This window comes from Streptomyces griseoaurantiacus (assembly GCF_036189845.1).
GTDB lineage: Bacteria > Actinomycetota > Actinomycetes > Streptomycetales > Streptomycetaceae > Streptomyces > Streptomyces griseoaurantiacus.
The window spans coordinates 6,633,605-6,658,749 of the sequence record NZ_CP108326.1 but is presented as its reverse complement, the minus strand read 5'-3'; the positions used below and the strand labels follow the sequence as shown (position 1 = coordinate 6,658,749).

General features: G+C 69.0%; 23 protein-coding genes and 3 pseudogenes. 11 read left to right on the top strand and 15 right to left on the bottom strand.

Annotation, left to right across the window (positions count from 1 at the left end; genetic code table 11):
- Nucleotides 1-70 precede the first annotated feature (70 nt).
- Nucleotides 71-351, top strand: a pseudogene (locus tag OHB09_RS29370) (MMPL family transporter); the annotation flags it as partial.
- A gap of 5 nt (nucleotides 352-356) precedes the next feature.
- Nucleotides 357-1,082 (top strand): siderophore-interacting protein, encoded by a 726-nt coding sequence (locus OHB09_RS29365; protein ID WP_234551731.1) that lies wholly within the window; start codon nucleotides 357-359, stop codon nucleotides 1,080-1,082.
- Between the two features lie 213 nt (nucleotides 1,083-1,295).
- Here the strand turns inward: OHB09_RS29365 and OHB09_RS29360 are convergent, their stop codons facing one another.
- Nucleotides 1,296-1,997 carry an MIP/aquaporin family protein gene (locus OHB09_RS29360; protein WP_006137981.1) on the bottom strand — a complete coding sequence of 234 codons (702 nt, stop codon included), beginning with the start codon at nucleotides 1,995-1,997 and terminating at the stop codon, nucleotides 1,296-1,298.
- Between the two features lie 366 nt (nucleotides 1,998-2,363).
- Here OHB09_RS29360 and OHB09_RS33380 point away from each other — a divergent pair.
- Together OHB09_RS33380 and OHB09_RS29355 are read left to right on the top strand one after the other, a co-directional pair.
- Nucleotides 2,364-2,550, top strand: a pseudogene (locus tag OHB09_RS33380) (tyrosine-type recombinase/integrase); the annotation flags it as partial.
- A gap of 591 nt (nucleotides 2,551-3,141) precedes the next feature.
- Nucleotides 3,142-3,618 (top strand): ATP-binding protein, encoded by a 477-nt coding sequence (locus OHB09_RS29355; RefSeq protein ID WP_328922804.1) that lies wholly within the window; start codon nucleotides 3,142-3,144, stop codon nucleotides 3,616-3,618.
- Nucleotides 3,619-4,171: 553 nt separating this feature from the next.
- Here the strand turns inward: OHB09_RS29355 and OHB09_RS29350 are convergent.
- A complete protein-coding gene (locus OHB09_RS29350) occupies nucleotides 4,172-5,224 on the bottom strand; it encodes a DUF4241 domain-containing protein (RefSeq protein ID WP_328922803.1) in 1,053 nt (350 codons plus the stop codon).
- 1,441 nt (nucleotides 5,225-6,665) lie between these two features.
- On the opposite strand from OHB09_RS29350, the pseudogene OHB09_RS29345 reads away from it, so the two are divergent.
- Nucleotides 6,666-6,904: pseudogene (locus OHB09_RS29345) on the top strand (IS5/IS1182 family transposase); the annotation flags it as partial.
- Nucleotides 6,905-6,908: 4 nt separating this feature from the next.
- On the opposite strand, the gene OHB09_RS29340 reads toward OHB09_RS29345, so the two are convergent.
- The 4 genes from OHB09_RS29340 to OHB09_RS29325 form a co-directional block, all read right to left on the bottom strand.
- The gene (locus OHB09_RS29340; RefSeq protein WP_328727920.1) at nucleotides 6,909-8,261 is read right to left on the bottom strand and encodes an MFS transporter; all 1,353 of its coding nucleotides are present in this window, start codon (nucleotides 8,259-8,261) and stop codon (nucleotides 6,909-6,911) included.
- The gene (locus OHB09_RS29335; protein WP_328922802.1) at nucleotides 8,258-9,265 is read right to left on the bottom strand and encodes a glycosyltransferase family protein; all 1,008 of its coding nucleotides are present in this window, start codon (nucleotides 9,263-9,265) and stop codon (nucleotides 8,258-8,260) included. Before OHB09_RS29335 ends, OHB09_RS29340 begins: the two co-directional genes overlap by 4 nt.
- Nucleotides 9,266-9,552: 287 nt before the next feature.
- Entirely contained in the window at nucleotides 9,553-10,149 is a 597-nt protein-coding gene (locus OHB09_RS29330) for a GNAT family N-acetyltransferase (protein WP_328922801.1), read from the bottom strand.
- 621 nt (nucleotides 10,150-10,770) lie between these two features.
- A complete protein-coding gene (locus OHB09_RS29325; RefSeq protein ID WP_006141262.1) occupies nucleotides 10,771-11,136 on the bottom strand; it encodes a darcynin family protein in 366 nt (121 codons plus the stop codon).
- A 232-nt stretch (nucleotides 11,137-11,368) separates the two neighbouring features.
- Here OHB09_RS29325 and OHB09_RS29320 point away from each other — a divergent pair, with 232 nt between their 5' ends.
- The gene (locus tag OHB09_RS29320) at nucleotides 11,369-12,316 is read left to right on the top strand and encodes a LysR substrate-binding domain-containing protein (RefSeq protein WP_391033755.1); all 948 of its coding nucleotides are present in this window, start codon (nucleotides 11,369-11,371) and stop codon (nucleotides 12,314-12,316) included.
- A 228-nt stretch (nucleotides 12,317-12,544) separates the two neighbouring features.
- Here OHB09_RS29320 and OHB09_RS29315 read toward each other — a convergent pair whose 3' ends face one another.
- From OHB09_RS29315 to OHB09_RS29300, 4 genes are all read right to left on the bottom strand, one after another.
- Complete coding sequence (locus tag OHB09_RS29315; RefSeq protein WP_213087782.1) at nucleotides 12,545-12,907, bottom strand: STAS domain-containing protein; 363 nt, start codon at nucleotides 12,905-12,907, stop codon at nucleotides 12,545-12,547.
- A gap of 363 nt (nucleotides 12,908-13,270) precedes the next feature.
- Entirely contained in the window at nucleotides 13,271-13,609 is a 339-nt protein-coding gene (locus tag OHB09_RS29310) for an STAS domain-containing protein (RefSeq protein WP_328922800.1), read from the bottom strand.
- Between the two features lie 863 nt (nucleotides 13,610-14,472).
- Nucleotides 14,473-14,910, bottom strand: coding sequence for an FMN-binding protein (locus OHB09_RS29305; RefSeq protein ID WP_328727926.1), 438 nt, complete (start codon nucleotides 14,908-14,910; stop codon nucleotides 14,473-14,475).
- Between the two features lie 8 nt (nucleotides 14,911-14,918).
- Complete coding sequence (locus OHB09_RS29300; protein WP_328922799.1) at nucleotides 14,919-16,289, bottom strand: ferredoxin reductase family protein; 1,371 nt, start codon at nucleotides 16,287-16,289, stop codon at nucleotides 14,919-14,921.
- 153 nt (nucleotides 16,290-16,442) lie between these two features.
- Between OHB09_RS29300 and OHB09_RS29295 the strand changes: the two genes are divergently transcribed.
- On the top strand, nucleotides 16,443-17,174 hold the full coding sequence (locus OHB09_RS29295) for a response regulator transcription factor (RefSeq protein ID WP_234524794.1): 732 nt from the start codon (nucleotides 16,443-16,445) through the stop codon (nucleotides 17,172-17,174).
- Nucleotides 17,171-18,679 carry a sensor histidine kinase gene (locus OHB09_RS29290; RefSeq protein ID WP_191851645.1) on the top strand — a complete coding sequence of 503 codons (1,509 nt, stop codon included), beginning with the start codon at nucleotides 17,171-17,173 and terminating at the stop codon, nucleotides 18,677-18,679. The genes OHB09_RS29295 and OHB09_RS29290 overlap by 4 nt, the downstream gene beginning before the upstream one ends.
- Nucleotides 18,680-18,732: 53 nt before the next feature.
- Here the strand turns inward: OHB09_RS29290 and OHB09_RS29285 are convergent, their stop codons facing one another.
- Nucleotides 18,733-19,608 carry a universal stress protein gene (locus OHB09_RS29285; protein WP_191851646.1) on the bottom strand — a complete coding sequence of 292 codons (876 nt, stop codon included), beginning with the start codon at nucleotides 19,606-19,608 and terminating at the stop codon, nucleotides 18,733-18,735.
- Nucleotides 19,609-19,967: 359 nt separating this feature from the next.
- On the opposite strand from OHB09_RS29285, the gene OHB09_RS29280 reads away from it, so the two are divergent.
- The gene (locus OHB09_RS29280) at nucleotides 19,968-20,423 is read left to right on the top strand and encodes a cyclic nucleotide-binding domain-containing protein (RefSeq protein WP_006141252.1); all 456 of its coding nucleotides are present in this window, start codon (nucleotides 19,968-19,970) and stop codon (nucleotides 20,421-20,423) included.
- A 139-nt stretch (nucleotides 20,424-20,562) separates the two neighbouring features.
- Nucleotides 20,563-21,222, top strand: a complete 660-nt coding sequence (locus OHB09_RS29275) for a CBS domain-containing protein (RefSeq protein ID WP_191851647.1) — start codon at nucleotides 20,563-20,565, stop codon at nucleotides 21,220-21,222.
- Between the two features lie 525 nt (nucleotides 21,223-21,747).
- Here OHB09_RS29275 and OHB09_RS29270 read toward each other — a convergent pair.
- The gene (locus tag OHB09_RS29270; RefSeq protein WP_191851648.1) at nucleotides 21,748-22,191 is read right to left on the bottom strand and encodes an Rrf2 family transcriptional regulator; all 444 of its coding nucleotides are present in this window, start codon (nucleotides 22,189-22,191) and stop codon (nucleotides 21,748-21,750) included.
- 164 nt (nucleotides 22,192-22,355) lie between these two features.
- On the opposite strand from OHB09_RS29270, the gene OHB09_RS29265 reads away from it, so the two are divergent.
- Nucleotides 22,356-22,826 carry a nuclear transport factor 2 family protein gene (locus OHB09_RS29265; protein ID WP_006141249.1) on the top strand — a complete coding sequence of 157 codons (471 nt, stop codon included), beginning with the start codon at nucleotides 22,356-22,358 and terminating at the stop codon, nucleotides 22,824-22,826.
- Between the two features lie 129 nt (nucleotides 22,827-22,955).
- Here OHB09_RS29265 and OHB09_RS29260 read toward each other — a convergent pair whose 3' ends face one another.
- From OHB09_RS29260 to OHB09_RS29250, 3 genes are all read right to left on the bottom strand, one after another.
- The gene (locus OHB09_RS29260) at nucleotides 22,956-23,795 is read right to left on the bottom strand and encodes a universal stress protein (protein WP_328727930.1); all 840 of its coding nucleotides are present in this window, start codon (nucleotides 23,793-23,795) and stop codon (nucleotides 22,956-22,958) included.
- Between the two features lie 86 nt (nucleotides 23,796-23,881).
- Nucleotides 23,882-24,388: a flavodoxin domain-containing protein gene (locus tag OHB09_RS29255; protein ID WP_006141247.1), complete on the bottom strand. Its 507-nt coding sequence runs from the start codon at nucleotides 24,386-24,388 to the stop codon at nucleotides 23,882-23,884.
- A 15-nt stretch (nucleotides 24,389-24,403) separates the two neighbouring features.
- The gene (locus tag OHB09_RS29250; protein ID WP_328922798.1) at nucleotides 24,404-25,135 is read right to left on the bottom strand and encodes a CBS domain-containing protein; all 732 of its coding nucleotides are present in this window, start codon (nucleotides 25,133-25,135) and stop codon (nucleotides 24,404-24,406) included.
- Between the last annotated feature and the right edge of the window lie 10 nt (nucleotides 25,136-25,145).

Below are 25,145 nucleotides of genomic sequence, written 5' to 3'. Positions count from 1 at the left end.
TACCGTCTCGGTACAACCGCGTACCGTCGCTGGCCCGTTTTCCTCACCGGGTGGCTGATCGCCCTGGTCGATCGCCGTGTTCTCCGGGGTCGTCCTCATGTCGGACACGATGGTCAAGTCGATGGGCTTCGGCCTGGCGGTGGCGGTCGTCTTCGACGCCTTCGTCGTGCGGATGTGCCTCATCCCCGCACTTCTGTATCTCCTGATGACAAGGCCTGGTGGCCGCCCAAGCGGCTCGACCGCGTCCTGCCCGATGTCGACATCGAGGGAGACAACCTGCACCGTCCACACCCGGCGAACCCCCACACCGACGCCGATGACCGGCAACTGACCAAGGCAGGCGAACGATGAACCCCGTGAACGATTCCTCACCCGACAACGGCCGATTCGACCTCAGCCGGCGACTGCTGCCCGGCGGCCACATCCAGGAGATCGAGGAACTCACGCCCACCTCCAGACGGATGCGGCTGGCAGGGCCCAAGCTGGCCGGCCTGAACTGGCGGCCCGGCGACCACATCCGGGTGCGCATCGGAAGCATGCTCACACTGCGTACCTACAGCGTCTGGGACTTCGACTCCGCACAGGGGTGGATCGACCTCGTCCTGTTCGACCACGGCACCCCTGACAGCATCGGTCTCCAGTGGGCCGAGAACGCCCGCACCGGACAGTATGTGACGTTCGTGCGCGACCCCCGGGCCGTCCGTCTCACAGGAGACGCTCCCTGGCACCTCTTCGCCGGCGAAGAGTCCGCCGCGGCCGGTTTCGGTGCACTGCTGCGCGCCGTGCCCGCCCACGTTCCCGTCTTCGGCGTCCACCAGGCCGACACCGAGGCCGATCACATCGATCTGCCCCGGCCCCTGACCCGGATCGCACGCCACGGAACACCGGCGGCCTCCTCCCGGCAACTCGTCGACGCCGTCGCCGCCCTCGACCTGCCCGACACCCCAGGCGCCGCCTACCTCGCCGGCGAGGCCCGCACCATCCAGATGATCCGCACCCACCTCGTCAACGACCGCGGCTGGAACCGCCGCGCCATTTCCACCAAACCCTTCTGGACACCCGGGAAGCGGGGAATGGACTGAGGAGGCCGGTGTCGTCGAGCCGGTGCGGCACGCTCTCGTGCGACAGTTCGCGGCGGTGACCGACGGCCGGGCGAAAGGCCACCGCATCACAGTGCTCGGTTCCCCGCCGCCGGCGGGGTCCATCTCCACGAACACCGTCATCGCCGCGTCCGTGGCCGACCCTGCGGTGGCGGCGGTCCTGTCGTCGACGGAACGGACAGGCCCGCCGCGCGCTCAGACCGAGTGCCGAGCCCCCGGGTCCGCGGCCTCGACGCCGGACACCGCTTCCGGCGCACTCCGGACAGGACCACGGTCATGAGGGTTGAGCCCGAGAAAGGCGAGCGCCGCAAGAGCGCCACCGACCGTCTGGGCGAGGAGGTAGACCCACAGCGAGGACCAGGAGAACAGCCCGGCCACGGAGCCCGCGACGGCCACGGCGGGGTTGAAGGCTCCTCCCGAGACACCGCCCACGGACACCGCGCCCGCGAGGACGGTGAAACCGATCGCCAGCCCGTAGAAGGAGTTCGCCTCATGGTCACTGCTGGTGGCGACGTTGAGCACCACATAGGCCAGTGCGAAGGTGAAGAGGCCCTCCACCGCGAGCGCCGCCACGAGGTGACGGCCCGAGAAGGAGACGGCCGTCACCTCGGCCGGGTCCACGGCCCAGCGCCCGATCACCGCTCCCGTCAGTCCGCCCGCCAACTGCGCCACGAGGTAAGCCACGGCGTCGACCACCGTGAGACGCCGCCGTAAGAGGACCGCGAGCGTGACGGCCGGGTTGAAATGGGCTCCCGACACATGCCCTCCCGCGTACACCATCACCATGAGGACCGCGCCTATCGCCAGCGGGGCCATGGCGGCCTTGGAAAGCACCGCCGTCGTGATCGTGAGAACGAGGAACATCGTGCCGATGAACTCGGCGATCCACTTCTTCATCTCTCTCCTTGCGGCATTCATGGGAGTGATCGAGGTAAATGAGCGTGCTGACGCCCGGCAGTCACAAGGGGCGAGGTGGCGGGGACGCGGGGAGAACTTCGTCGGCCGGGCGTGGGGCGCAGCCGCCACCCTAGGATCCGGCGGAGGGAACGCCCACCGGCCGGGCCCTTACGGAACACTGACGTGCGGGAGCGCCCGTTCGGAATGACTCCGTATCGGAAGGTACGCGCAGAATGACGACAGCGCGTCGGGCGGCCAGGACACCCGGCGTGGAAGCAAGGCATGACGCATCGCCGAAGTCAGAACTGACGGGCCGTCAAGGGAGTCGGCGTCGGGCGGAGGTCAGGCGCGATCGAGATCTCGGAGGGCATGGCGCTCTGCAGCCTCCGTCACTTCTTCGCCTCGAACTGCCTGCGCAAGGGCATTCCCATCACGGACTTCGCCGAATGGATGGGCCACAGAGCCTGGACGTCACCTTCAAGATCTATCGCCCCTAACGCCAGGATCGATCCGGACCGCCGCGAAGATGCTCGACCTGGCTCTGGGCAAGTGAACGAAGTGGGTGTTCAGCCGCCGAGTCGGTGGCTGAACACCCAAAACATCAGCCGAGCCGTCGCTGACGAGCCCAGGCCTGCACCTCGCTGATCTTGAACTGCGGTTTGGCGTCACGCCCCCCGCCATAATTTGTGAGGTACGAGCCCCGAACGGGGGGCGTCCCGATAGACCCACGTGAGTGACACATTCAAGTACTCGGCGGCCCGACTCTCGCCCATGAACTGCGTGAGCATCACAGCTCCCATAATCGCACCGCGAAGAGAATGTCGAACACGCGCTCGACTTGGTCCTGCCGCCGGAAAGTGCTATGACGCTGCGAAGCCGGCGTGAGTAGTCGATGAGCTGTGAGTGGCAGAGGTTTCAGGACGCATAACCGCCGCACGCGACGACACGCAGCAGGGGCACGATCCGACAAAAGGGGCCCGTTTCCTGCTCTGCTCGCGTGCCTCTGTAAGGTTCCTTGCGCTCTGCCCGGACGGGGAGAGCCGTGATCGACTCCCGGCCGCGGGCCCCGCCGAGTGAGGTGCTGCGAGGTTTTCAGGGCAGTCGGGTTGCGTAGTGCTGAACGCTTCGGAAGTGAGGCGAGTCCATGGATGCTGCTGCCCGGGACGAGGGACAGGAGCCGATCGGCAGAGGCCCAGTCGCCGTCTCTGCCACGTTGAAGGGCAGTACCCGTATCGCTGAGGCCCGGGCCATGGCCCACGGCTTCCTCACCACTGTTCGGACCGACCACGGGATACCGGTGTCGGCTCGTGCGATGGACGTGGCGCAGCTCGTGGTCAGCGAGCTGGTGACCAATGCCCGCAAGTACGCCCCCGGCCCATGCCTACTGAGGCTGGAGCTCAGGGAAGATGCCGTCCAGATCAGCGTATGGGACAGGAGCGATGTGCAGCCGTCGGTACTGGCGGCCAACCCGGAACGCGTGGGCCAGCACGGCCTGGAGATCGTCATGGCGGTATCCCAGAGCTTCCGCGTTCGCGAGGAACGGGGGGGCAAACAGATCACCGTGACGCTCGCCCTTACCGATGACCTCGAAGGGGATGCCGCTGACCGTGGGGTCGTGTGAGAACAGGCAATGACAGTGCCCCTCCCGGAGCCGCCTCCACCGGAGGAGATGACGGAAGCATCGAAACGGGGAGGTGCTTCGGGTCGGCCGGTTGTTGCTGCGAGGGGCTGAACACTCGCGGTGTGGCAGTGTGAGCGAGTTCGACGGCTGCCTCTGGGCGGCCGTCCATGCGGGTCGGACATGCACAGCAGGAGCTGCCGTCGCTGTCGACCGGGCAACTACCTCCACTTCGCTTCGGTCTCGCGCGTCTGCCCTACGTGACGGCGTCGGTGCCGGCCGCCTCGGAGGCATCGCAGCGATACAGGTGTCGCAGGCCGACGCTCCGCAGGAACAGGAACAGGAGCACGCACGGCACCCGCGCATCTCCCGCACGACACCGTTGCCCCCGAGGCGCGCCGGTGTCCACGCGGCACGTTGACGGCGCTGTCGGACAGCGCATGGACCAACGCGTACAGGCCGCGGCCTACCGCCTCACCCCGATCAATCTCGTCACAGATCCTCCAGGGCTTTCGACTGGGCGTGCGGGAGGGCAACGGTCCCTGGTTCAGTCCTCCTAAGCCGACGACAGCTCGGACGACCAGACTTCGCCACCGTCTGGGCCGACAAGCGTGAGCCTGCCTTCGTCGGTGAGCACCGCACGCTGAACGTCACGGCCCCGCGTTCCGCTGTTCCAAAGCTGTGTGCCGGTGGGCGCGAACAGAACGAGGTCACCGCTGCTGTGCAGTACCAGGCGGTTCGAGTACAGGCCGGTGAGTTCGTCTTCGAGTTGCGTTCCGGTCCTCCACACCGGCGTGCCGTCCTGGTCACGGTAGATCACTACATCACCATCGTCCTGATTCAGGAGAAGGAACGCTCCGGATGCGGAGGAGAGCGACCCCAGCCGGAGGGTGCCGCCCGGCAGCAGTTCGGTCAGGAGGGGCCTGCCTTGCAGCCGGTCCTTCAAGGTGTGGTACTGAGTGGCGGTGTCCGGCGGGGCAGGAATTCGGTTCCTCCATGCATCACCATTTACTTCCTGGTGGTCCTCGTCCGTCAGGATCTGGAAGTCGGTGAGGAAGCAGGTGATGTCACCGTTGGCATTGCGGCCGATCCAAGTCGGGTAAGTGCCATCGCCGCTGCCTGTGCCGAACATGACCAAGGCATGTTCGTTGCCGCCGACCGGCATGGTGACCGGGGCGCAGTCAGGGACCGAACCGACAGGAGGTTGAGGCTTGCCCCACAGGGAGTCCATGACCCGGCCGGCGAAGTCTTCTTCTTCACCCGCGGCCTGGAAGGTCTGGGCGTCGACGAAGCATCCGGCGCCACCGTCGACGGGATATCCGAAGAGTTCATCGTCGTCGAGTTGATCTGCGTCCTGACCGGGCTGGAGGGCCAACTCCCAGGTGGCGACGGGCTCGCCCCGTATCTCCAGCCGGGCTGCGGCCACGCGACTGTCCTGGACTCCGCCCTCCATGTCGATCAGGTCCACGGCGACCAGAACGACCGGATAAATGCCCGGCGGGACGTGCTGGGTGAACGCCGTTTCGGAGGGATCGCCGATGCCGCAGCCAAGCGGTTCCATGGCGATGACATGGCCGGACGGCAGCGACAGCGGGACGCCGGTCAGCACCCTCACCACCAGACTGCCACCGTCATCAGGTAAGAGGCGGCTCGATCCAGGTACGAATATCCGTGCGAAGTCAGGAGGAGGGAGGGGCATATGATCTCCTGCGGTGTGGGTCAGCCGATGTGGTCGATCACCGTGAACGTACAGCGTGGTCGCCGTTCGGCCGGTCGAAGAGATGCGGTCGCGCGGGACACAGGTGAGCCTGGGCAGCCCAGCGGGCCCCTTCACGTCCGGGTACGAGGCCGCTTCTTCGCCCTCCGCCTACCGCACCTGTGCTCGCGTGGTGCACGGTCACCTCCGCAGCCGGTGCGGCCTGGCCGAGACAGGTAGGTCCTGCAGACGGGCGGTCTCGCGCGGTGCTGGGAGCCAACCCGTGAAGCTGCATACCGCGCGCGGCGAATCATTTCGAGGGATCAACAGGACTCGCTCACCACCGCGTTCATGTGCCATTCCGTGCGGCAGACTCGCCGTCCACTCCGAGCAGTGCTGATGGTCACAGCCGTCAACAAGTGGCTGTGGCCACCAGCACTGTCACAGCAGGCTCTCGCGCCGGGACCTAGGTCAGCTCTGAAATACACCGGCGCAAAAGCTTACTCAGACCATTCGCCGTAACCTACGAGGCGAAGTTTGCAGGTCAGACGGGGTACTCGGGACCCGGCCCAACGGGGTAGACCGGGTCGGAATTCGAACCAACCGGGTACTCAGGGACCGACTCACCGGGATAGACCGGAACCGAATCCGAGTCGCCCGGGTACTCAGGACCCTGCCCAACAGGGTAGACCGGGTCGGAATTCGAACCAACCGGGTACTCAGGACCCTGCCCGACAGGATAGACCGGGTCGGAATTCGAACCAACCGGGTACTCAGGACCCTGCCCGACAGGATAGACCGGGTCGGAATTCGAACCAACCGGGTACTCAGGACCCTGCCCGACAGGATAGACCGGGTCGGAATTCGAACCAACCGGGTACTCAGGGACCGACTCACCGGGATAGACCGGAACCGAATCCGAGTCGCCCGGGTACGAGACTTCGGAAGCCTCTACCCGAGTCACTGGACCGTCCATCGAGAGATTGCCCGTAGAGGACGCCGCATCGCTCGAGTAGGCCGTGAGGGACGCGGTCGCAGCCAGTGCTAAGCCGCCCATCAAGCCGGCGATTCGAACACCGCTCTTCGCTGTCACCATTACAAGAACCGTTCTGCTGGGAGAATTGGATGCGGGGGGCACACGGGGAACCCCCCAGCGCTCGGCCTCGACTGCTCTTTCCCGTCAAGTCACGTGTATCCGGGGGGCGGTGAGGCGCTCAAGGGAAGCATAGAACAACTGCACGAGTAAGGCGTCGTTTCTTATGAAGTGGTCGTTCGTCGGTCCGTGCACGACGGCTCCCGTCGAGCGTGCCGGACGAATTGTGAGGACTGTTCCGACGGATGGCGCCACCGGTTGGGTGAGCTGGACTGGTCGCGCTGCGCGATCGACTTGCCAGTCCGCGGACCACAAAAAGGAGGGCCACTGACGGGACCGAATCCGACCGACCGAGGCAATTCGGGGTCAAAGTCCATCTCACCTACGAAAGGAACAGACTGCCGCTGTCCCCGGGTATTGCCGGCGCGGCCACGCACGGCGACCTGGGCCTGGAACCGCTTGTACCGCCGGTCCACGCCACACGTCCACCCTCCCGGCGGCCTCTCATGAATCTGCGGCCATGTGAGGGGGACGCCGGTGGCGGCCCGCGGGGTCGGGAGTGAGGGCGAGGCTGACGCGAGGAAGGCGCCGTACGACCAGCGACACCGACATCGCACGAAACACCGTCATCACCAGAATGATCGCCGCGACCACCGATGTCACCGCCGCTCCACCCACCGCGATCGCCATACGAGGGCCCCACGTCTGCGCCGCCCAAGTCGCGACAAGGGTGCCTAGGAACCAGCACGCTCGGTATACGAGCTGGAAGATCGCCACCACCCGGCCACGGAACTCCGCCAGTGTCTGGAGCTGCGCCAGGCTGAGTATGCCTGCCCGCAGGACGAGGGATACCGCTCCGACCGGGAGCAGCACCAAGCCCAGAGCAAGGAGAGACGGCATGGCCGCAGTGCCGAGTTCGAGAAACCCGAGCAGAAGACTGCTCATCAGCACGGTGCCCAGGCTGACGTCGGTGCGCCATGTCAGCCATCCTCCGATGAGGGAGCCTACGGAGATGACGGCGAGCAGGATGCCGTACGCCCCGGCCTCTTCCGTGAGTTCACCAGCGGTCAGCAATAGCAACAGTGAGGGGAGACTGGCACCGAAGAGGCCGACAGTGCCGATGACGAGCAGCAGCAGAGTGAGGCTGGGGCTGCGCCACACGTACCCCCAGGCGCTGCGCACCCGGGGGCGCGCGCCTGCCCGTCGGGGGCGAACGTGGAGTTGTGCAGGGCGGATGAGCAGGAGCGCAGTGAACATCGCCAGGTAGGAGAGCCCGTTCAACAGGACCACTCCCCCCAGGCCCACCGCTCCTATGAGGGGGCCCGCCAAGGAAGAGCCGACGACCAGTGACAGGTTGAGGATGACGTTATTGAGCGTGACCGCCCGCGTCAGCAGAGAGTCGCCCGCGACTTCCGAGACGAACACCTGCTCCGCCGGCAGACCGATCGCGTTGATACTGCCGACGCAGAGCGAGCTGGCCACGAGGTGCCACACCTCGAGCGAGCCACTGCACGACAACAGGCCGAGCAACAGGGCTACCAGTGCGAGCAGGGAATGGGTGCACAGCAACACCCGGCGTGGCGGGAAGCGGTCGGCGGCCAGGCCGCCCACCTGGCTGAACAGCACCATGGTGAAGATCGGTGCAGCGGTGACGAACCCGAGGACGAACGCGTCGTGGCTGCGTTGGTACGTGTACCAGCCCAGTGCCACGAGCTGTGTGTTGGTACCGGTCTGGGAGACGATCAACCCGGCGTAGTAGAGCCGTTGATTGCGGGATACGAGGAGCTTCGGCGCGTGTACGCCCGGTGCCGCATCGCCCACACGGTCTGGTGTCCCGCCCTTTTCCCTCTCCGTCATGCGGCAATGTGTGCGTACAGGTCGGACACGCCTTCCAAGAAGGCGTCGGCGGACAGCCGTTCCTCCGCCAGTGCCCGCACCTCCCGCCGGTCTCTGTTCAGCGCCTCGCGGATGTCCGTCATGACGAGGGACGGATCGCGGTCGCTGACGGCTCCGGTGAGGTTGTAGCGCATGAGGGAGGCCATGTTGTCCGCCGTAATGGGGCCGGCGTAGTGGTGGCCGGCGCAGAGGGTCGGTATACCCGTCGCCATGGCCTCCATGGCACCGCGCCCGAGCGAGATCACGACGTCCATCTCCCCGAGCAGGTTGGGTATCGACTGGCAGGGAATGTGGTTGATGAGAATGATCTCGCTGCCGAAGCGGTCGCTCATGTCCCAGAACCCCGGGCCTTCGCCCACCACGTACACGAGTACTTCGTCGCGGTCGATGTTCTCGATGATTTGGCCGAGTAAGGCCTCGCGCCCGGAGTCCAGCCGGCAGTAGAGCAGGACCCGAGGTCGCCGACGGCCGCTTTTGGCGAGAACTGCGGGGAAGCGCTCCAGGTCGACGCCTTGGTGAACGAGAACTGCCCGGTCCGCGGGAAGGTGTCTCCGCTGCAGTGACAGCGCGTTCTCCGTCATGCACAGGAAGCGGGAGCAGCGCGAGACGAGGTAGTCGGACGAGCGACGACCCGCGTGGTGGACGATCCTGAACGCCGGTACGTGCTCATCGAATTGCATCAGCATCTCGTCGGGCACCTCGTCGACCAGAATCAGATCAGTCTTGCCCGACGGATCGATCTCCTCCGTCACGGTGACGGAGTCCGTGTCGCGGAAGGTCGAGGCCAGAGCGAGGCTGGAGAGAGTGTCGACGTTGAGCCGCACGGTGTGGCCTGCTCTGCTCATGGTCCTGATCAGGTCGAGAACGAAGCTTTGCTGGCCGTAGGTGTGGTAGCGCCCACTGTGGCTGTATTTGCCGTCGTAGACCGCGTTGCTGCCGGTGGCAAGCAGGTAGGTGATGTGCACGCATCCTCATCGGATCGCTGAGTGGCGGCAGGACCCCGAGCGGAACCTGCCGCCCGTTCACGGGAAGTGGTGACGGGCCCACTGGAGGGATCAGGCATCGGCCGCGGTGTGCGCCGAATGCGTGGGAGCCTCCAGGTCGAGCGAGGCGTGGTGTTCGGCGTTCGTGGAAAATACCCCTGCCGCCCGTGTCGCGGCCGACGGTCAGCGGCAGGGCGCCAATGGAGGCGGACTGGGTGCCGATCACCAGAAGGGTGCCGAACTCGCCGGCGAGTTTGCCGAGGACGCAGTCAGGAGCCCTTCGGGTACTGCTCAAATCCGAAGCGCCGATCGAACTCGGCCTGGCGGTCTTTGTCGAAGAAGCGCACCATCTTGACCATCGGCCCCCAGCGCTCGTCCAGGCTCATGCCCTCGATGCTGAATCCGTGTTTGAGCTGGAAGATCATCGCAGCGCGGTTGCTCGGGTGGTGTTCGGATGTTATGCGCTCGTATCCGACCGCTTGCAGGTACTCCAGCAGCTTGACATAGCAAAGGGCGGCGACACGCTGCGCGCGGTATTCGGGCAGCATTCCGCTCGTGCCCAGGTAGAACGTGTCGGGATCCGCCATCCGGCCCTTCAGCCACCCCACCAGCTTTCCGTCGCCGTCCTCGATGAGGATGCGCTCCTGGTGGAGAGCCCGGTATTCCGCTACCAGTTCTTTCGATTTGGGACGGTAGGGGTATGCGTCCCGATCGGGGAAGACGGACGCGTAAATCTGTCCGACCGCCTCCCGGAACGTCGCTTCGTCGACGCAGCGGCCGACTCCACTGCCCGAGCCCGGTAACCGCACGGGAAAGAAGCGACGGCGTATGTCGTCGATGACTTCGGGGTTGTCGGAAGATGGCATGAATTCACCTGAGTTTGTTATCGATCGTAGAAACACCGCGCAGTGGCCGCACCGGCCGGCACAGGATCGCGTGGCGCGGACACGTATGGCGAGAAGGATGGCGCTCGAATGTCGCGAATCCTCGGTGGAGTAACGAGGTTGGGGTGCTGGAGAGCAGGTCGGGAGGAGAGGCTACCCGAATGCCGCCAGGTCAGCAGGCCGTCTGCAGGGTGCTGGAGGCCTGACGCCGAGAACCGGGGTCCGCGGGTTCTCTCCCACCAAGATGCCCGCCGGGTAGCGATGGTTCCATCGGTTACTGACCTTCACAGCGTGGTGCGGCCATTCCGCGAGAAGTCGAGGAGGCGACCTGGCCGCAGAAGGGGCCCGGGCCGAACACTCGGATGACGGCCGGCATGCGCCGTTGCATCGTCGACCCGACGACCTCATCGCCGCCGTCCGGCGCGTCCCACGCCGGCACCAGTACAGTAACGTCCCGACGTCCTCGACGGCTGCCGCACCGTCACCGGCCCTCGGTGCCGGCCACCCTCACGACGTCCCACACTCATGTTCAGTAGCCGGTCAGTTGATCAACGGCTCCCCTGTCCCTCGCAGGGCAGTCAGGGGCCTCCCCTCCGCTGTTGGTCAGGTGCTGAGGGTGGCGGCGGGGTCGACGTGGTAGTTGCGGGCATAGCCGTTCTCGGTACCGACGAGGATGTCGACGACCTCGAAGTAGCGATCCCAGAAGGGGGTTTCGCGCAGTGCGTCGATAAGGAGCTGGTAGGAGTGGTGGTCGTCTGCTTCCCAGACCCAGACGTCGGTGACGCGCGCGGAGTAGAACTCGGTGTCGTAGAAGCGTGACCGGACTCCGGTGGTTTTCGATTCGATCGTGGGGACGACCTGGGTGGTGAAGGCGTCGATCCGTTCCGGGACGGTCAGTGCGAGCCACTCGGGCGTGGTCTTGACGAGTAGGAACGCGGTGACCGGCGATTCGGTTACCTCAGCAGGCATGATGGTTCTCCGTGAAGTGGCGGCTGGTTTGGCGCAGTTGGCGCTCTGCCTGACGGCGAAGGGGCTGGTGACTCGAGAGAGGACGGCGGTCCGGAGGGTTCAGGCGCACCGTCGGTCGACGAGGGGCGCCTTGCGATCGGCGTCGACGGCCTCGGTGGTACGTCCCATCCTGGGGACCGCCACGGTGATGCCACAATGGGAACTACGGCAAGAAGGTATTGCCTGAAATGGAATCACGCCGGTGAACAGCAGACATTCGACCCTTGACGCCAACCTCGCGGTCGCCCTGGACGCCCTGCTGACCGAGCAGAGCGTCACCCGCGCCGCCGCTCGCCTGCACACCTCTCCCGCTGCCATGAGCCGCACCCTCGGCCGCCTGCGCCGTACCCTCCAGGACCCGCTCCTGGTACGAGCCGGACAGGCCATGGTCCCCACCCCTCGCGCCCTGGCTCTGCGCGAGGAAGCCGCTGCGGTGGTGCGCCGTCTGGGAGCGCTGCTCAGCCCTGGCGAAGGCGCCGACCCCGCCACCCTGCACAGCACCTTCACCCTCCAGACCGCCGACCTGGTCGGTGCGGCGCTCACCCCCGGACTGCTGCACCTGGCCCGGCAGGAAGCGCCAGGCGTCTCCTTCCGGTTCTGCACCGAGGAGTTGGAGGCCGGCCCGGCCCTCCGCGAGGGTCGGATCGATCTGGAAATCGGATCCATCGACCACGTCGACCCGGAGACCCGCGTCGAAAAACTGGTCATGCTCCGGATGGTGGCGGCCGTCCGCCCGGGGCACCCCCTCGCCGAGAAGGCCCTGGACCCGCCGCGGCTGGCTGCCGCCGAACACGTCGTGGTCAGCCGAAAAGGCCGGTTCACCGGCCCTCTCGACAGCGCCCTGGCCGAACACAACCTCCACCGGCGGGTCACCGCAGTCCTCCCCAGCCACTTGGCGGCGATGGCCCTCGCGGCCCGCAGCGACGTCGTCTGCCTCGTCCCCGCCGCACTCCCCGGCGAACCCGGATCACCACTCACCCACACCGCCACGGCCCTCGGCCTGCGCCTCCTCGACATACCCGTGCCGCTGCCGCCCCTGAACATCGGCATGGCCTGGCACCCCCGCCACACGGCCGACGGAGCCCACCGCTGGCTCCGCAACGCCGTTCGCCGCGCACTCCACGCCCCCGGGACCACCTGACGTGATCTCAGAGGTGCGGCATCGGCTGACAGAAGCCAGCGGTGGGACGACGAGCCTCGCAGCATGGACCGGTACCGGGGCCGGTACTCCTGCTTGAGGTCACGGAATGGATGATCACCTGGGCTTGTGACGCGAGCCGCTGCCAGAGCCGGTGGGCCTGGAACTGGACGTGGCCGCACAGCGCGGGCTCCGGGAAAGCCCCCCGGGGCCCGTCCGGTAGAGCCCCTTTCAGGGGTGCAGGGCTTCTTCGAGGGTCGGGTGGCAAGTGATGATGGCGTCGACGCCGACCAGCCGAAGGACACGCAGGACGGACTCCTGTGCGGCGGCGATCCGTACCCAGCCCTCAGTTCCGGTCACGGCCTGGTGAGCGGCGACGAAGACGTTGATGCCGCTGGAGTCCATGAAGGAAACCCCGCTGAGGTCGACCACCAGTCGCGCAGGCTCCATACCGTCGGCGGGCAGCAGGGCCTGGCGCAGGACGTCCTTGCCGTCGTTGTCGATCTCGCCCCGCACGCTCACCACGCGGACCCCGTCGACGAGGCGTTCTTCGACGAGAAGCTCCGGCCGGTCCACTGTGTCGTTGTCGCTCAACGTATCCTCGGCTGTCCCTAGGCGCGCCCGGTTGTGGGCCTGCGGGGACGAGTCTGCCCCATGTGCCTGTATCGATCCACACAGGTGTCGGCACCGGACCGCACGGCCCAGGCATGTGTACCAGACTGCGGGTACGCAGGAACGCGTGAATGCAGTATGAGGGCGGCACCAGGGGGACCCCATGCCGACATGGATGGCTGTACCGGGCAGGTCGACAGCACGGTCTCGAGATGGTGACGGCACTCGCCCGCAGCGTCAGCGTCAGCGTCGAGACAGCCGCGACGGGGAAACGCGTCGTCGCCGTCGTCGCCCTCGCCTGAGCGAGATTCTCCGGGCGCCGGCCCACCGACGAGCATGAAATCCTCAGGCGGCCCGCTCGAGGGAGCCGTCGCGGATGATCCCCGCGACGTCGAGCCCCGGGAGGACGCGCGCGGCCAGGAGCAGGAGACGACGGTGCTGGGGCCGCAGTCTCTCCACCCCGACGGTGCGGTGGAACGGCCCGTCCTCCGGGGCTCGACCGAACAGGAGATGCAGTCCGGCGACGTCCATGAAGGTGGCGGACCGGAGGTCCCAGATCACTGTGTCCACATCCGGCGGCAGGGACCTCACTGCTTCCCGCAGTGCGGGCAGTGTGTCGTAGTCGATGGGCCCGACCGGGGCGATCCGAACGGTGGTCCCCTCGACGACAGTGCTGGCGTACATACGGGTCGTACCCCCTTCGGGGGTCGTGAGACCAGCGGCGAACCCCGGGAGAAGGCGGGCTGACGGTGGCGGGAACTGGAAGCCTGGGGTGGAGGCACTCTCCAGCGACCCAAGGACCGGTGCCACACTGCCGGAGCGCCGATCCGTCTCGTGTGCCTCCATGCTGACACGTCCGATCGTAGGGAGGCCGTGTCGGGGGCCCGGACTTTCGGCCCGACGACGGGTTCGACGGCCCGATCGACGTCGCCGGGGCCGTTGACCAGCGGGGAAAACGGATGTGAAGTTCCGGTGGCGGATGTCACGAACGTCGTCGCGGCCCGGTGAACGGCGACAGGATAAGGGGCACGCAGTCCGAGAATGCACGCCTTCACGCGGGGAGACCGCTCACGGCGTCGCCCACCGACTGCACGGCGAAGAGCACACAGACCACGGCCGTGCGCTGGCATAACACCTCCGAAAGTCGCGCCATGAGGGCGACTGTGCTGCCCGTACGTGACTGATCCCGCCCGCTGTACGGGCCTCGCCCGGGGTGCCACGGGTGTGATTGCGGCGGTGGCGCGGGCAGATGCCGCACGTATGCGGCCGACGCTCGCCACCGTCTGGAGATCGTCTGGAGCCGACGTCCGCGGACCGGCGTCCGGGGGCGGCCAGCAGCGGTCGCTTCGGCATCGCGGACGGCACCGTACGGCTCGTCCACGAGCGCCGCGTTCCGCCGGCGGGTGACGAGGGCCTACTCCCCCGGTCAGGACGGGAACTCGGAGGACAACGCCCGCCCAACTGACGCCGTTGCCGATGAGGTGACCGCCATCTCCGCGAGGCCCTGGCGCTCCGTGGCGGTGCCGGGGCCAGGGTGGCGTGTTCTCTCACGTGCGGGACTGATCCAGCGCGGCCTGCAGGGAGCCGACGTAGCCCTCGCTGGTGTAGGTCGCCCCGGAGACGGTGTCGATGTGGGCGCTCTGCGCGTTCAGGGTCTCCCGGTCGAGCACGGGGACGGCCGAGGCGTTGATCTCCCTGCTGTGGGAGTCCCCGTTGGGGGACCGTACGGCGTGTGCGGCGGTGATCCGCGAACCGTCGAGCGTGAGTTCCACCTGGACGGGGCCGTAGCGGGTCTGGACGGTGGGTCCGGTGACGGTGCGGGTGCCGGAGGTCGATCCCCCGGACGTGGCCCCCGGCGTCTGTGTCGTGGGAGGTGGGGCGGCGGCCGACGGCGGGTGGTGGGGCTTGAGGGACAGGGCGAGGACGGTGACCGTGACGGTGGCGACGCAGGTCAGTACGGTGCGGCGGACGGGGTGGGCGCGCATGGCGGGGCTCACAGTTCGAAGGACTCGTGGTGGATGCGGGACGTGGGCACCCCGGCGTCCCGCAGGGCGTCGTACGCGGCCAGGGACAGACCTCTTGGTCCGCACAGATAGACGTCGTGCCGGTCGATGTCCGGCAGCACGGCCCTGAGCCGGTCCGCGGTGATGCGCGCGCGGGTGCCGTCCCGGCCGTTCAGGACGTACACGAGGCGGGCACCGCGCCGCGCCGCGATGGCCTCGAGTTCGCCGCGCAGGGCCAGTTCCTCCGGTGTGCGTGCCCGGTAGAGGAGCGTCAGGTCGCCGGGCGCGGCGGGCAGTGTCTCGAACAGGGTGCGCAGGGGGGTGATCCCGGTGCCGCCGGCGATCATCAGTACTTTCCGGCGGCTGCGTCGTGCCGCGGTGAGGGCGCCGTACGGGCCCTCCGCCCAGACCCGGGTTCCGGGGCGCAGTGCCGCGACTGCCGCACTGTGGTCGCCGAGCCCCTTGACGGTGATGCGCATCAGATCGTCGCGCGGCACGGCCGACAGTGAGTAGGGGTGGGCGGCGTTCCACATGCCGGAGGTCAGGAAGCGCCAGCGGAGGAACTGACCGGGGTGGGCGCCGAGCCGGTCGAGTCGGCGGCCCCGCAGCCAGACGGAGTACACGCCGGGTGCCTCGGGCACGACGGCCTCGACGCGTATGCGGTGCCGCAGGTTGAGGCGTGCGGGCGTCAGGACGCGGTAGTACAGGACCAGGCAGGCCACGCAGAGGTAGAGCGTGTACCAGGCGGCGCGGGCGGGTGGTGCTGACACGAAGTCGGCGCCGAGTGCCAGCTGGTGCGCGAAGGCCAGGAAGACGGCCGCGTAGGTGAGCAGGTGCAGGTGGTACCAGGTCTCGTAGCGCATCCGACGACGCGCCGCGCGCGCCGAGGTGACACCCACGGCGAGCAGGATCACGGCGCCGGCCGTGGCCTTCAGCATTTCCGGCAGGTCGAGCACGACCGTGCCGAGTTGCCTCAGCACCCCTGTGTGCGCCTGGGCCGCGTAGCCGAGAACGATCAGCACGATGTGCGCCAGGAGCAGGGCGATGGTCCACCGTCCGGCCGAGGCGTGCCATCGCGTGGCGCGGTCGGTGCCCACCCGGCTCTCCAGCCATGGCACCCGTGCCATCAGGCCGACCAACAGTGCGCACATGTAGCCGCACAGGAGTCCGGTGATGCGGCCGGCGCCGGTGAGCCAGTCGGCCGTGCCGACGACCGTGCCCGTGTCCCGCCACCACAGAGCGAGCACGCCGACGCCTCCAGCCCAGGCGGCGGCCAGGAACAACGGGGCCGGTGACCGCCTCCACGGCGTGCCCGGCAGGCGATGGCGCGCCGGTGGTGGTCGGTCGGTCACGGTGGCCATGAGCATCTCCTCCTCAAGGGGGGCGAGGGCTGTCCACTGTGGCTCCGCAACCTCTGAGGCGGCTCTGAGTGCCACCCGGCCGGAGTGTGCGAGTGGGAGTCGCAGGTCTTCTCAGAGGAAATCCAGAGGGTCACGGAGGATGCTGGGAGGACCATGAAGACACGTACCGCGGCTCTGACCCGTCCCGACGGCACCCCCGTGCGCGTCCTCGTCGTGGACGACGAGCCCGACCTCGCGGAGGTCGTCACCGGCGCCCTGCGCTACGAGGGCTGGGAGGTGCGCAGTGCGGCCTCGGCGAGCGCCGCTCTCCGTGAGGCCCGCGCCTTCCGGCCCGACGCGGTGGTGCTCGACATCATGCTGCCGGACCGCGACGGTCTGTCCGTCCTGCGGGATCTTCGCGCCGGGCAGCCCCATGTGTGCGTGCTCTTCCTCACGGCGCGCGACACCGTGGAGGACCGCATCACCGGGATCACCGCGGGCGGCGACGACTACGTGACCAAACCGTTCAGCCTCGGCGAACTCGTCGCGCGTCTGCGCGGGTTGCTGCGCCGCGCGGGGATGACACGTGAGCGGGCCGCCGACTCGTTGCTCGTCGTCGGGGATCTGGAACTGGACGAGGACGCCCACGAGGTCACCCGAGGCGGAGACCCGGTCGACCTGTCACCGACCGAGTTCCAGTTGCTGCGCTGTCTGATGCGGCATCCTCGTCAGGTGCTGAGCAAGACCCAACTGCTCGATCTGGTCTGGTCCTACGATTTCGGGGGGCAGGCGCACGTCGTCGAGCTGTACATCTCCTACCTTCGCAAGAAGATCGACTCGGGCCGTGATCCCATGATCCACACCGTGCGGGGTGCAGGCTACGTGCTGCGGCCGGTGCATCAGTGAGGTGGCCGCGGTTCCACACGCTGCGCGCCCGCCTGACCGCGGGACTGCTGGTACTGCTCGCCGTCGGGTGCGCCGCGGTGGGCGGTGCGGCCGTATGGGAACTGAACGGCTTCCTGACCGACCGCCTCGACCAACAGCTGGCGGACGCCGGCAACGCGTTCCCGGCGAGTCTGGAACACCCGGGCGGTGCTCGGGACGACCACGACGGGGACGAGCGGGGTGACACCCGCCGGCAGGCATCGGGAACGCTGGGGGCCCGGATCGTGGGTGGCGAGGTGACCAATGCCGCCGTGGTCCGGCCGGGCGGGTCGGTGGGCGGCGTGGTCGGCGTCCGGGTGGACGGCGGTGACGCCCGGGCTCTGGCGGCCGTCCCCAGGGACGGGCACGGGCACGGCGTCGATCTGTCCGGTCTCGGTGACTACCGGGTGATGGCCTGGCCCGGGCGGGACGGCGACACTCTGATCACCGGGCTCCCGCTCGAGCCCGTCGAGGCGGCCGTGCACCGGCTCGAGATCGTCGCGGGCGGCGTCTTCGGGCTGGCGCTCGCCGGCGCGGGGGTCGCCGGTGCCCTGTGGGTGCGGTGGTCCCTGCGGCCCCTCAGCCATATCGCCGACACCGCGACGCAGGTCAGTGGCCTGCCCCTGGCGGACGGGACGGTGGCGCTGCCCGCGCGTGTCCCTGACGCCCGCCCCCGCAGTGAGGAGGTGGAGCAGGTCACCGGGGCGTTCAACAGGATGCTGGGTCATGTGGAGCGGGCACTGACCCGGCGTCAGCGCAGCGAGGAGCGCCTGCGCAGCTTCTCCGCGGACGCGAGCCACGAACTGCGCACCCCGGTGGCCTCGGTGCGCGGTCACGCCGAGCTGGCCCTGCTGCATCCCGGCCCGTTGCCCCCCGAGGTGCGCCGTGCTCTGGAGCGGATCACCGCGGAGTCCGCGCGGATGGGGGTCATGGTGGACGACCTGCTCCTGCTCGCACGGCTGGACGCGGGCCGTCCCCTGGACCTGCGGTCGGTCGACCTGACCCGCCTCGTGCTGGACGTGGTCACCGACGCGCGTGCGGCCGGCCCGGAGCATCGTTGGGTCCTCGATCTGCCGCAGGAGCCGGTCGTCGTGAGCGGTGACCGCCACCGCCTGCACCAGCTCCTCGCCAATCTCACGGCCAACGCCCGCCTGCACACACCTCCCGGGACCACCGTGACCGTGGCGGTGACGCGGGAGGACGGCGGCGCGGCACGTGTCACGGTCGCGGACGACGGTCCCGGCGTTCCCTCCCCGCTGCGCGCCCATCTCTTCGAACGGTTCGTGCACGGGGACGGTCCCCGCGGCGCCGAGGGTGGCGGAACAGGGCTCGGCCTGTCCATCGTCGCCGCCGTGGCCGCCGCGCACGGCGGTTCGGCGACCGTCACCAGCGAACCCGGAGCCACGGAGTTCACCGTGCGTCTGCCGCGGAACCCGCCGACCGGGCCGCGGGCGACGCCGGATGGGGGCGGGGCGGCGGACGGGTGAGGGGCCCGTCCGTCAGAGGCTCGGGGGAGCGGTGTCGCCGCCCGTGCGGCGTGTCACGCGGGTTGCGGGACGACGGCCACCGGGCAGGCGGCGTGGTGCAGCAGTGTGTGGCCGACCCGGCCGAGCTGGAGCCCGAAGCGCCCGGACCGTCGCCGTGCTCCGACGACGAGGAGGTCGGCGGCGGCCGAGCGGTCCACCAGCACCTTGCGGGCCGGCCCCTCGACCGTCGTCCTGCGCAGCCGCACCTCCGGGTGTTCCGCCGCCGCCCCGCCGACCAGTACGTCGAGCAGCGCCGCCGCACGTTCTCGATGTTGGCGTGCCGGGTCCGTGGGCAGCACCGGGTTGTCGACGGTCTCGGGCGAGGGGCAGCGCCAGGCCCGCACGACCTCGAGTTCGCATCCGCGCGCCCGGGCCTCCCGGAAGGCGAAGCCGACCGCCTCGTGGCCGTTGGCGGGATCCCCGGCACCGAGGATCACCCTGCCGTGCGCCCCGGACAGGGCCGTGTCGTCGCCCCGGACCACGACGACCGGGCAGTGGGCGCGGGCCGCGACGGCCAGACTCACCGACCCCAGCAGAGTGCCCTTGAAGCCCCCTCGGCCGCGCGATCCGGTGATCACGGCGCCGGCGTCCGTGCCCGCGTCCAGGAGCGCGGACACCGCCTCCGCCGCGACCGTCTCCGTGAAGACCTTCACCGTCGGGTCGCGCCGCCTGACCCGTTCCGCGGCGGACTCCACGATGTGCTCCGCCATCACCTGCTCCGAGGGACGCTCACGACTCGTGGCCGGCAGCGACCCCTCGTACCGCTCCCACAGGGAGGCGTAGAGCAGACGCAGTTCCAGGTGGTGCCGCGCGGCCTCGTCCACCGCCCAGTCGACCGCCGCCAGGCTGCCGTCCGATCCGTCGACTCCCACGACCAGGGGAAGTGTCATGGTTCCCACCGCCTTCTCTCTCGCTGTATGACGTGCAGGAGGGATCCACTTTCACAGTCGCACCGGTGAGCCCTGGCGGCAAAGGCGGTACGGCCCCTCGTCCGGGACCTTCGGCCCTGCCCTCCGGGGCGATCGCGTGGTGTGCTGGTAGTGGCGGGAAGGACGAAACCAGACGCGGAGAAGTGGCCGGAGGTCACGCACCGCGCAATCGGGGTCCGCGAGAAGCGGGCGTCCTTTCCGCCGCTCGCCCGGCGGTGGGCCGGCATCGGCGAAGGACATCGGCGGAGACGCCGAGAACCCGGCGGCCAGTGCCCGAGCCCACGGCCCACCGTCCGTGACGGAGGGAAGGAGACGGGACGATGACCGACATCCCCCTTTCCAGAGCGATGACGAAGGAGCACCGGGAGCGGCTGCTGCGGATCGCCCACGAAGTGGCGTTCCCCTCGGGTGCGCGACTGTTCGAGGAAGGGCAGCCCGCCGACCGGTTCTGGATCATCCGTACCGGAACCGTCGTCCTGGACCTGCGCGTGCCCGGCCGTGGCGCCGCCGACGTCGACTCGTTGGGGCACGGTGAACTGCTCGGCTGGTCCTGGCACTTCCCCCCGTACCGGTGGCACCTGGGCGCCGAGGCGCTCAGCCCCGTACGCGCCTGGCAATTCGACGCGGACACGGTACGGGCCGCGTGCGCGCGGGACCCCGAGTTCGGCCGGGCGGTCGCCACCTGGGTCGGCCAGGTGGTGGCGCACCGACTGCAGATCTCCCGCATCCGTCTGCTGGACCTGTACGCGCCGCACGGCAGTGGAACTCCCGTCTGAGGCGGGGGCTCCGCGTGCCCAGTGCGGTGGCGGGGCGCGGAGGGGTGTTCGGCCCTCCCCCGCCCTGCCCCACGCCGCCCGGTCCGTCTCGCGGACTCGCGGCGAACCGGCACCGGGCAGTGATTTCGAGGAGGGAACCATGCGAGGCCCGCACACCGTGAGCGACGTCATGACCCACACCGCCGTAGCCGTGGGCCGGGACGCCCCGTTCAAGGACATCGTCACGCTCATGCAGGAGTGGAAGGTCAGCGCCCTGCCCGTCCTGGAGGGCGAGGGCCGCGTCGTCGGCGTCGTCTCCGAGGCCGACCTCCTGCTCAAGGAGGAGTTCCGTGACAGCGATCCGGACCGGCTCACACAGTTGCGCCGCCTGCCCGACCTGGCGAAGGCCGGCGCGCTGACCGCCGCCGACGTGATGACCGCCCCGGCCGTCACCGTCCACCCGGGAGCCACCCTCGGTGAGGCCGCGCGCATCATGGCCCGGCGGAGGGTCAAGCGGCTGCCCGTCGTCAACGCGGAAGGACTCCTCGAGGGCGTGGTCAGCCGGGCGGATCTGCTGAAGGTCTTCCTGCGCACGGACGAGGAACTGGCCGAGGAGGTACGCCGGGACGTCGTCGAGCCGCTCCTCCCGGCGTTCCGGGGGAAGGTCGGGGTACGGGTCTCGAACGGCGTCGTCACTCTCACCGGCCGGGTCGTGAACACCTCGGTCGTACCCCTCGCCACACGCATGGCGCGAACCGTCGAGGGCGTGGTCGACGTCGAATGGAACCTCGCGGACGAGACCACCGCGGTCGGCGTCTGAGGCGTCCCGGCCGGTGCGCGGCCCCATCCAGCGCCTCCCGGCCCGAGCACCCACCGCTTCCCTTGCCCACCTCTCCTTCAGCTGCCGCGGGGCGGTGCCGCCGTCGGCGCAGACCACAGAGTCCACCGGGCGCACGGAGGCCGCCATCGAGGCGGGCTCGCTCGGTCTTCTGGCTGCGGCGGCCTTCTCAGGCGCCGCTTCCACGGCCGCCTCGTCGGCCCGCTGGTGGCTCGATCGGCGTCGGCTCGACCGATGGGGCGCGGAATGGGAGCGCGTCGGGCCTCAGTGGACGTCGAGGAAGGGATGAGCGGCGCGCGCGACCGGCTGTGGAACCTGTGCGCCGTCATGCGATCCGCGCCGGATCCCGAACGCGGCGCGTGCAGAAGGCGCTCTTCCCGGCGGCCCCGTTCCCGGCGGCGGATCGACGCGTTCGGCTCGGGGTTCCGTCTCCACGCTCACGTCGCTCCGCCCCGGTGGGCGGAACCCACGCCGGCCCCTGCGGTTCGCACGGGGTCGCCCGGCTGATCAGAGAGGCAGGCGAGGTGCCGCGAGTACGTCCTCGAGTACCTTCTCGAGCGTGATGCGGGCGAGTTCGTGTCTCAGGGTTTCCTCGATGTCCTGGTAGATGCCCCGCATCGCCGGCTGGATGCCGTGACCGACCACGCATCCCGGGTCCGGGGTGGTGCGGTGCATCGCGAACAGCGGGCCGGGTTCCACTGCCTCGTACACGTCGAGCAGGGTGATCGATCCCAGCTCGCGCGCCAGCGACCAGCCCGCGCCCGCGCCCCGCCGGGACTCCACGAGCCCGGCCCTGCGCAGCTCGCCGAGCAGCCGCCTGATCACCACGGGGTTGGTGTTCGCGCTGGTTGCGATCTGCTCGGAGGTGGCGACCTCGTGACCCTGGCGCTGGTAGAGACCGATCCAGGCCAGCGCATGGGCGGCGATGGTCAGCCTGCTGTTGGCGCTCATGATCCCCTCTCCGGTCGCAACACCCCACGTTACGACAGTCTAGTCGTAACAGTGAAAGTTGCGACAGTCTGCCGTAACCATTACCGTTACGACAGTCGACAGGGGAGCGATCAAGGACGAACGCGGATCGTGAGCGTGTCGCGGACTCGAAGGAGAACAGCACGATGGAAAGCAACGAAAAGACGGTTCGCGAGGCCTACCGGCTCGCGGAGGGGAACGTCCTCGACGGTGAAGGCTTCCTGGCCTTGTTCACCGAGGACGGGTCGTTCAACGACATGTCGACCTCGCAGAGTTTCCGTGGAGAGCAGATTCCTCAGGTGATCGCGGGCCTCGGCCGCTCGTTCCCCGACGTACACCGTGAGCTGCTCGAGGTACACGCGTTCGGCGATGTCGTCGCCGTCGAGTTGCGCATCCAGGGCACGCATCTCGGAGGGTTTCCGACTCCGGCCGGCGAGATCCCACCGACCGGGAACCGGATCGACGTGCCGGCGGCGGACCTCTGGTATCTCCGTGACGGAAAGATCGAAAGGTTCAACTGCTACAATTTGATGAGCGTGTGGCTCGATCAGATCGGGGTCCACCCCGATTTCACCTCCGCAGTCGAAGCCACCGGGGCTGCAGCCACGACGACGTGACCCTGCCGGTCAGCGCCGGGTGTGCGACGAGACACTCCCTTCTTCGGACCGCATACCCGGCGCTTCTCGAAGGTGTTCACCGGTCACGGTGCGGGCGCGCCGCCCACCGCACGTCCTCCGCTCCGCCCGTCAGTTGTCCGGGACGAGGAGCACGGGGCAGTGGGAGTGGCGCAGCAGCGTGTGCACGAGTCTGCCCGGCCGAGGACCCGGCCCGGTACGGGGGCGGGTCCCGATGACCACGACGGACGCCCCCTCCGTGGCGCGCGGAAGCACGCGGAGGAGCGGTGCCCGCGCGGTTCGGGTGTCCACCTCGACCGCCGGGTACAGCTCCCGCGCCAGGGCGACGTCGGAGGAGGACGGGTCCGGGTCCGTCTCCGCGCGCTCCCGCAGGACGGGGCCTCGGGGTGCGGGACCCACGTGCGGGCCGTCGGGGAGCGGTACGGACGGGACGTCTTCGCGGCGGGGGCCGGCCCGCCGCAGGACCCTCAGCCGGGTGGCACGGTGTTCCGCCTCCCGGAACGCGTGGACGGCCGCGCCCCGGTCGGGCGTGTCCCGCAGCCCGAGCAGCACGTCACCGCCCTCCTCGGCCGCGTGGTCACCGCGCACGACGAGGAGGGGTACCCGCGTCTTCGCCGCCAGCCGCAGACTCACCGAGCCCAGCACCAGGCCGGCGAGGCCGCCGAGGTCCCGGTGGCCCACCACGACGAGGGTGGCACTCTCTCCGGCCTCGGTCAGAGCCCGTACGACGCCGCCCTCCACGGCTTCCGTCTCCACGCGCAGGCCCGGATGCCGTTCGGTGACGCGCCGCTCCGCGTAGTGGAGGATCGGCGGCGCCTCGTCCCGGTCGGACACCGCGTACACGACGCGCAGCGCGCAGTTCCGGCGGGTCGCCTCGTCGGCCGCCCGGTCCAGTGCCCGGGTGGACACCGGCGAGCCGTCCACTCCGACGGCCACATGACGTTCCCGCATGACTCCTCCTCGGTCGTCGTGCTCACTCGGTCGTGCTCACGGCCCGGCCCCGCGACAACACGTCCGGGGACGGGCCGTCGCCCCGGTCATCCGTGCGGTGTCCGCTTCAGCTCCCCGGCGATGCGCGCCGCCCAGGACTCCGTGGCCGCGACGTCGCGGAAATCACCGCCCTTTCCGTCGCGCAGCAGCATCCGAGCCATCCAGCCTTCGGCTCCCTCGGTGAGGCGACCGCCGAAGGTGACGTGCTCGCGCACGTCCAGCCTCCTCATCGCCTTCCCGACGCCGGGCACGGGCGGGATGTCCCGCCGTGAGGCCGTGTCGTCGAGGGGACCGCTGCTGAAGAACCACACCGGCCGTACCGCCAGGTCCTCGCGGTACCGCCGGACGAAGCGGCGGGTGTCCCGGTGCCAGCGCCCTGTGTACAGGGCGCCGCCGACGATCACGGCGTCGTAGGGGTTGAGGCCGGTCACCGCGCGGGCCGGACGCGCCTCGGCCAGGAGGCCCTCCTGCCTCAGCACTCGGGCCACGGTCTCGGCGATGCCTTCCGTCGATCCGTTGGCCGACCCGTAGGCGACCAGCACCCGCTTCGTCATGGCGTCCGCCTCCTTTCACAGGTGCCGCAGCCAGTCGTCGGCGATCCCGCGCACGGCGGGGGTGCCGGTCTGCGGCCGGGAGTCGTCGAAGCGGTGGGTGAGTTCGTCGACGACGTCGACGACCCCGTCGGTCCTGAGGGTCATGGCCACGGCGATGGCCGCCTCGCTCCTGCGTTCCATCCGGCCCCGCAGGGTGACGACGCCCTGGGTGACGGTGACGTCGATGCTGTGCGGGCCGAGCCAGAGCCCCCGCTCCAGCACCTCGTGGATCACTTCCTCCCGGATCTCCTCGTCCGTGCGCAGGAAGGTCCGCACGAGATCGTGCCGGCTGACGATGCCGACCAGTCGGCCCTCCTCGTCCAGCACCGGCAGCCGGTGCACCTGGTGCCGGACCATGGTGCGGGCGGCCTCGACGACGGTGTCCTGGGCGTGCACCGTGATCGCGGGAGTGGTCATGAGCTCGCCGGCGGTACGGGCGTGGGCCTTTGCGGTCCGGCGGCGGGCGCGGGGTGTGAGCCACGCGAACCGGCGGCCGCGGGGCGGCTCGTGGACGAGGCGGGTCTCCGCCTGGTGGATCGTCAGGTCCGTCTCGGAGACGACACCGACGACGTGCCCGTCCTCGTCCACCACGGGCAGTCCGCCGACCCGGTGTTCGGCGAGTGTCCCGGCGATCTCCTTGAAGGAGGCGTCGTGCTCGGTGTGCACCACGTCGGTGGTCATCACGGAGCCGACCTTGAGCTGCCTCATGTCTGTTCCT